6 protein-coding genes and 1 pseudogene are annotated in these 6,018 nt (G+C 69.4%); 5 read left to right on the forward strand and 2 right to left on the reverse strand.

Going from position 1 to position 6,018, the window contains the following annotated elements:
• The 4 genes from AC1DXV_RS30190 to AC1DXV_RS30205 form a co-directional block, all read left to right on the forward strand.
• Window positions 1-517, forward strand: a 517-nt coding sequence (locus AC1DXV_RS30190) for a septation protein A (protein ID WP_477937136.1), incomplete at its 5' end; no start/stop codon positions are given.
• A 2-nt stretch (window positions 518-519) separates the two neighbouring features.
• Window positions 520-786, forward strand: a complete 267-nt coding sequence (locus AC1DXV_RS30195; RefSeq protein ID WP_477937140.1) for a BolA family protein — start codon at window positions 520-522, stop codon at window positions 784-786.
• 131 nt (window positions 787-917) lie between these two features.
• On the forward strand, window positions 918-1,742 hold the full coding sequence (locus tag AC1DXV_RS30200) for a peptidylprolyl isomerase (protein ID WP_477866641.1): 825 nt from the start codon (window positions 918-920) through the stop codon (window positions 1,740-1,742).
• A 189-nt stretch (window positions 1,743-1,931) separates the two neighbouring features.
• On the forward strand, window positions 1,932-4,145 hold the full coding sequence (locus AC1DXV_RS30205) for a copper-transporting P-type ATPase (protein WP_477937138.1): 2,214 nt from the start codon (window positions 1,932-1,934) through the stop codon (window positions 4,143-4,145).
• A 52-nt stretch (window positions 4,146-4,197) separates the two neighbouring features.
• On the opposite strand, the gene AC1DXV_RS30210 is transcribed toward AC1DXV_RS30205, so the two are convergent.
• The gene (locus tag AC1DXV_RS30210) at window positions 4,198-4,875 is read right to left on the reverse strand and encodes an ABC transporter ATP-binding protein (protein WP_477866645.1); all 678 of its coding nucleotides are present in this window, start codon (window positions 4,873-4,875) and stop codon (window positions 4,198-4,200) included.
• Here AC1DXV_RS30210 and AC1DXV_RS30215 point away from each other — a divergent pair.
• On the forward strand, window positions 4,874-5,533 hold the full coding sequence (locus AC1DXV_RS30215) for an arylesterase (RefSeq protein ID WP_477866647.1): 660 nt from the start codon (window positions 4,874-4,876) through the stop codon (window positions 5,531-5,533). The two genes, AC1DXV_RS30210 and AC1DXV_RS30215, sit on opposite strands and share 2 nt — an antisense overlap.
• Before the next feature lie 3 nt (window positions 5,534-5,536).
• On the opposite strand, the pseudogene AC1DXV_RS30220 reads toward AC1DXV_RS30215, so the two are convergent.
• Window positions 5,537-6,018: pseudogene (locus AC1DXV_RS30220) on the reverse strand (hypothetical protein); the annotation flags it as partial.

The following is a 6,018-nucleotide window of genomic DNA, read 5'->3' on the forward strand; positions in this document are numbered from 1 at the left end:
GCTGGCCACGCTGGTGGTGATCGCCGCCACCTTGCTGCAGGTGCTCACGCTGAAGCTGATGCGCCGCAAGGTGCACACGATGCTGTGGGTCACGCTGGCCCTGGTGGTGGTGCTGGGCGGTGCGACGATCTGGTTCCACAACGCCACCTTCATCATGTGGAAACCCAGCGTGCTGTACTGGGTGATGGGCTTCGCGTTCTGGTTCAGCCAGAGCGTGCTGGGCAAGAACATCCCGCAGAAGCTGATGGGCGAGCAACTGGTGCTGCCGGCGGCCGTCTGGCAGCGGCTGAATTTCGCATGGGTCGCATTCTTCGGGCTGATGGGCCTGCTGAATCTCTACGTGGCCTACAGCTTCACGCAATCGACCTGGGCCACCTTCAAGGTGTTCGGCGCGACCGGGCTGATGCTGGCGTTCGTGCTGGGCCAGGGCGTCTACCTGAGCCGTCACCTGCCCGATGAGGACAAGGCCGCGCCGCCAGCCGATCCGGCCCCGGAACCCACGAAGGAGCGCGGTTGAGCATGTCCGTCAGTTCGCACGAGATCGAGGCCGCGCTGCGCGAGGCCCTGCAGCCTGAAAGCCTCGCGATCACCGACGACAGCCACCTGCATGCCGGCCATGCCGGCGCGYGCGAGGGGCGGCATTTCAGCGTGCAGGTGGTGAGCGCGCAGTTCAACGATCTGTCACGTCTGAAGCGGCACCGCCTCGTATATGATGCCCTGCGAACCTTGATTCCGCGCGGCATCCACGCCCTTGCCATCGAGGCCCGCGCACCGGGTGAACGCTGATCCGAAGACGTGACGGTGGCCCTCAGTGGCCCCACGGCAGCCCCCCCCCGATTTGCGACCCCGATATGCGACCCCGATCGTCAAGCCCGATAGCGCACCCATCCGATTCCCCGTTGAAAGGCCATAAGCCCATGAAGAAGTCGACCCTTGCCCGCCACGCCTCGATGCTGGTGATCAGTGCTGCCCTGCTCGTGCCGGCGGCGATGGCCCAGAACGTGGCGATCGTCAACGGCAAGCCCGTGCCGAAGTCGCGCGTCGAAGCGCTGATGGTGCAAGCCACCAAGCCCGGCCCGCAAGGCGCCCAGCCGCGCACGGCCGAACTCGAAGCGCAGGTGCGCGACGAAGTCGTGCTGCGCGAGATGTTCATGCAGGAAGCCGAGAAGCGCGGCCTGACCAACAGCACCGACTACAAGCAGCAGCTCGAGCTGGCCCGCCAGAGCATCCTGATCCGCGAGCTGTTCAGCGACTTCCAGAAGAAGAACCCGGTGCTCGACGCCGACGTGCAGGCCGAGTACGACAAGTTCAAGGCCCGTTCGGCCGGCACCGAGTACCACGCCCGCCACATCCTGGTCGAGAAGGAAGAAGACGCGAAGGCCCTGATCGCGCAGATCAAGGGCGGCGCGAAGTTCGAGGACCTGGCGAAGAAGAATTCGAAGGACCCGGGATCGGGTGAGAACGGCGGCGACCTCGACTGGGCCAACCCCGGTTCGTACGTGCCCGAGTTCTCGCAGGCGATGATCAAGCTGAAGAAGGGCGAGATGACGCAGGAGCCGGTGAAGTCGCAATTCGGCTACCACATCATCAAGCTGGAAGACACGCGCGATGCGCAGGTCCCGTCGATCGAAGAAGTGAAGCCGCAGATCCTGCAGGCCCTGGGCCAGCAGAAGCTCGCGAAGTTCCGCGACGAGATCCGCGCGAAGTCGAAGACGGACTACAAGTTCTCGACCGCGAACTGAGGCCGATCGGCTTTCGACGAAGGGCGCCTGCGGGCGCCCTTTTTCATTTCGCGGTTCATTCCCGACCTCTCGCGACGCGCCGCCGGGGCCACCGCGCTGGCATTCGCAGCCGACCTTGCTTCGATGACGAAGCGCTTGACTTTCCCATCATCGGAGGGTCGACACTGCGAGCCAGAACAGGAGAGCGCCATGCACCCTGCCGGCGACACGGCTCACGACCACGCACACCACCCTGCGGCCCCCACGCCACCCGAGGCGGCGCGAAAGCCCACGGCCGGTGACCCCGGCCAGGTCGAGTACACCTGCCCGATGCACCCGCAGGTGCGCCAGATGGGCCCGGGCAGCTGCCCCCTGTGCGGCATGACGCTGGAGCCGGTCGTGGCCAGCGCCGACAACGGCGAGAGCCCCGAGCTGCGCGACATGACGCGGCGCCTGTGGGTCGGGCTGGCGCTGACGCTGCCGGTGTTCGCGCTGGAGATGGGCGGACACCTGTTCGACCTCCATCACCTGATCGCCCAGCAGGCCTCGAACCGGGTGCAGCTGCTGCTGGGCACGCCGGTCGTGCTGTGGGCGGGCTGGCCGTTCTTCGCGCGCGGCGTGGCCTCGCTGCGCAACCGCAGCCTCAACATGTTCACCCTCATCGCGCTGGGGACGGGCGCGGCCTGGGTCTACAGCATCGCCGGCACCGTGGCGCCGGCGCTGTTCCCGGCCGCGCTGCGGCTCGAGGACGGGGCCGTGCCGGTCTACTTCGAAGCCGCCGCCGTCATCACCGTGCTGGTCCTGCTGGGCCAGGTGCTCGAGCTGCGCGCGCGCGAGAAGACCTCCGGCGCCATCAAGGCCTTGCTGAACCTCGCGCCGAAGACCGCCGTCCGGGTGCGCGCCGACGGCAGCGACGAGGCGGTCCGCATCGACGCCATCGTGGCAGGCGACCTGCTGCGGGTCAGGCCCGGAGAGAAGGTGGCGGTCGACGGCGAGCTCACCGAGGGTTCGGGGACGGTGGACGAATCCATGGTCACCGGCGAATCCATGCCGGTGACCAAGGCGCCCGGGTCCAAGGCGACCGCCGGCACGCTGAACCAGAGCGGTGGCTTCGTGATGCGGGCCGACAAGGTCGGCGCCGACACGCTGCTCTCGCAGATCGTGCACATGGTCGCGGCCGCACAGCGCAGCCGCGCGCCGATCCAGCGCATGGCCGACCAGGTGGCCGGCTGGTTCGTGCCGGCCGTCATCCTGGTGGCCGGGCTCACGTTCGTTGCCTGGCTGCTGCTGGGGCCGTCGCCGGCGTTCAGCTATGCGCTCGTCACCGCGGTGGCCGTGCTCATCATCGCGTGTCCGTGTGCGCTCGGCCTGGCCACGCCGATGTCCATCATGGTGGGCGTCGGCCGCGGCGCCCAGCACGGCGTGCTGATCCGCGACGCGCAGGCGCTGGAACGCATGGAGAAGGTGGACACGCTGGTCGTCGACAAGACCGGCACGCTGACCGAAGGCCGCCCCACGGTGGTCCACATCGAGCCCGCCCCGGGGGCCGGCGTCGACGAGGTGCTGCAGAAGCTGGCCAGCGTGGAGCGGGCCAGCGAACACCCGCTGGCGCAGGCCATCGTCAACGCGGCGCAGGAGCGCCGGCTGGACCTGCTGCCGGTGAGCGACTTCGATTCGCCGGTCGGCAAGGGCGTGCTGGGGACGGTGGACGGGCAGCCGGTGGTGTGCGGCAGCGCGAAGTTCCTGGCCGAGCACGGCGTCGACGCCACGCCGCTGGACGGCGCCGCGGAGCTCCAGCGTGCGCAATCGGCCACCGTCATCTTCGTGGCACTCGCGGGGCGGCTGGCGGGCTTCGTGGCCATTGCCGACCCCATCAAGGCCAGCACGCCGGCCGCGTTGCAGGCGCTTCGGACGGCGGGGGTGCGAATCGTGATGCTGACCGGCGACGGCAAGACGACGGCCGAGGCCGTGGCCCGCCGGCTCGGCATCGACGAGGTGGTGGCCGAAGTGTTTCCAGAGGACAAGGCCAAGGTGGTGCAGCGCCTGCAATCGGAAGGGCGCATCGTCGCGATGGCCGGTGACGGCGTCAACGATGCACCGGCGCTGGCGGCGGCCGAGGTCGGCATCGCGATGGGCACCGGCACCGACGTGGCGATGGAGAGTTCGGGCATCACGCTGCTGAAGGGCGACCTGATGGGCATCGTGCGCGCCCGCACGCTGTCGCGCGCGACGATGCGCAACATCCGGCAGAACCTGTTCCTTTCGTTTGCCTACAACGTGGCCGGCATCCCGCTGGCCGCGGGCGTGCTGTACCCGTTCTCCGGGCTGCTGCTGTCCCCGGTGGTGGCCGCCGCCGCGATGGCGCTGTCGTCGGTGAGCGTCATCGGCAACGCGCTGCGGCTGCGCACCGTGAAGGTGGATTGACGCGCCGGGCCCATCACGACAGAAACGACATCGTCGCGATGCTGCGCAAGCTCTAGGCCGTGAGGTCGAGCCGTCCCGCCTCGATGTGCAACTGCCTGTCGCAACGCGCCGCGATGCCGCGGTCGTGCGTGACGAGCACCAGCGTCGTGCCCGATTCGCGGTTCAGCTCGAACATCAGCTCCATCACCTTCTCGCCGGTCGCGAAATCGAGGCTGCCGGTGGGCTCGTCGGCCAGCAGCACCGCCGGCTTCACGACGAAGGCGCGCGCCAGCGCCACGCGCTGCTGCTCGCCGCCCGACAACACCTTCGGGTAGTGCGACAGCCGCTCGCTCAAGCCCACGCGGCGCAGCATCTCGGTGGCCAGGGCCCGCGCATCGCTGCGGCCCTGCAGCTCCAGCGGCAGCATCACGTTCTCGAGCGCATTCAGGTTGCCCAGCAGCTGGAAGCTCTGGAACACGAAGCCGAGTTGCGCAGCCCGCACCGCGGCGCGCGCATCCTCGCCGAGCGCGAAAAGATCGTGGCCGGCCAGGCGAACCGTTCCGGTGCTCGGCGTGTCCAAGCCCGCGATGATCGACAGCAAGGTGCTCTTGCCCGAGCCGGACGCACCGACGATGGCGGCCGATTGCCGCGCGGCGAGCGCGAACTCGATCTCGTGGAGAATGGTCAGCACACCGGTCGAGTCCTGCACCTGCTTGGTGACGCGCTCGACGGAAATGATGGATTCGGACATGAATGCTTCTGCAGGTAGACGGCTCACGCGACGCGCGTTGCTGGTTCACTGTACCTTGCTTGCCACGGCGAGCGCACTGCCGGGGGTTCAGGCCGCCGCGCCGCGCCGCGTGCTGGTGCTCGGCGACAGCCTGTCGGCCGAGTACGGCCTGCAGCGCGGCGAAGGCTGGGTCGCCTTGCTCGGCGAGCGCTTCGTGCGCGACAGGATCGCCGCGACCGTCGTCAATGCGAGCATCAGCGGCGACACCACCTCCGGTGGCCGTTCGCGCCTGCCGGCGCTGCTGAAGCAGCACCAGCCGGGCATCGTCGTGATCGAGCTCGGCGGCAACGATGCGCTGCGCGGCCTGCCGCTCGCGATGACGCGCGACAACCTGCTCGCGATGGTGCGCGCCGCCAAGCAGGCCGGCGCCAAGGTGCTGGTGGTCGGGATGCAGGTGCCGCCGAACTACGGGCGGCAGTACGGCGCCGACTTCGCGGCGCTGTTCGCCCAGGTCGCCAAGACGGAGGACACCGCCCTCGTGCCCTTCCTGCTGAAGGGCGTGGCCGATTCGCCGCAGGCCGACACGATGTTCCAACCCGACCGCATCCATCCGATCGCGAAGGCCCACCCGACGATGCTGGACAACGTCTGGGCAGGCCTGAAACCACTCTTGGGCTGACCCTCAGCGGTTGCTCTCGCGCTCGTTGCGGCGCTCGGGTCGGTCCTGGCGCTCCTGCCGCTGCTCGACGCGCGGCTGCTCCTGGCGTGGTTGCGCCTGCTGAGGCGCGCGCACCTCGGGCACACGCGGCGGCTGCTGGGGYTGCTGCGGTGCCTGCGGCTGCGGACGCTGCGGCGCCTGCGGTTGCTGCACCTGGGGCGCGGCCGGATGCTGCACCTGCGGTTGCACCGGTTGCTGCTGCTGGGGCACCGGGCGCGGCTGCAGTTGCGGCTGGCCGCCGACCGGCGCAGGCCGCTCGCCGCGGTCACCCCGCGGACGGCCCCGCGATTCGCCGTCCTGGTTCACCGGCATCGGATGGCGGCGCTCCGGCGTGTTCACCGACGGCGCCTGCGGCTGGGTGGCGTTCGCGACCGGCGGGCGGTTGCCGCCAGGCTGCTGGCCGGTATCGGGCACGTCGCGGCCCGGACGCGGGCGCGGCGTGTAGC

It is taken from the genome of Rhizobacter sp. P3_C12, from assembly GCF_056402735.1.

Coding starts and splice junctions, on each gene's coding strand:
- AC1DXV_RS30200 (WP_477866641.1), top strand. CDS start 918: ATGAAGAAGTCGACCCTTGCCCGCCACGCCTCGATGCTGGTGATCAGT.
- AC1DXV_RS30205 (WP_477937138.1), top strand. CDS start 1,932: ATGCACCCTGCCGGCGACACGGCTCACGACCACGCACACCACCCTGCG.
- AC1DXV_RS30215 (WP_477866647.1), top strand. CDS start 4,874: ATGAATGCTTCTGCAGGTAGACGGCTCACGCGACGCGCGTTGCTGGTT.
- AC1DXV_RS30210 (WP_477866645.1), bottom strand. CDS start 4,875: ATGTCCGAATCCATCATTTCCGTCGAGCGCGTCACCAAGCAGGTGCAG.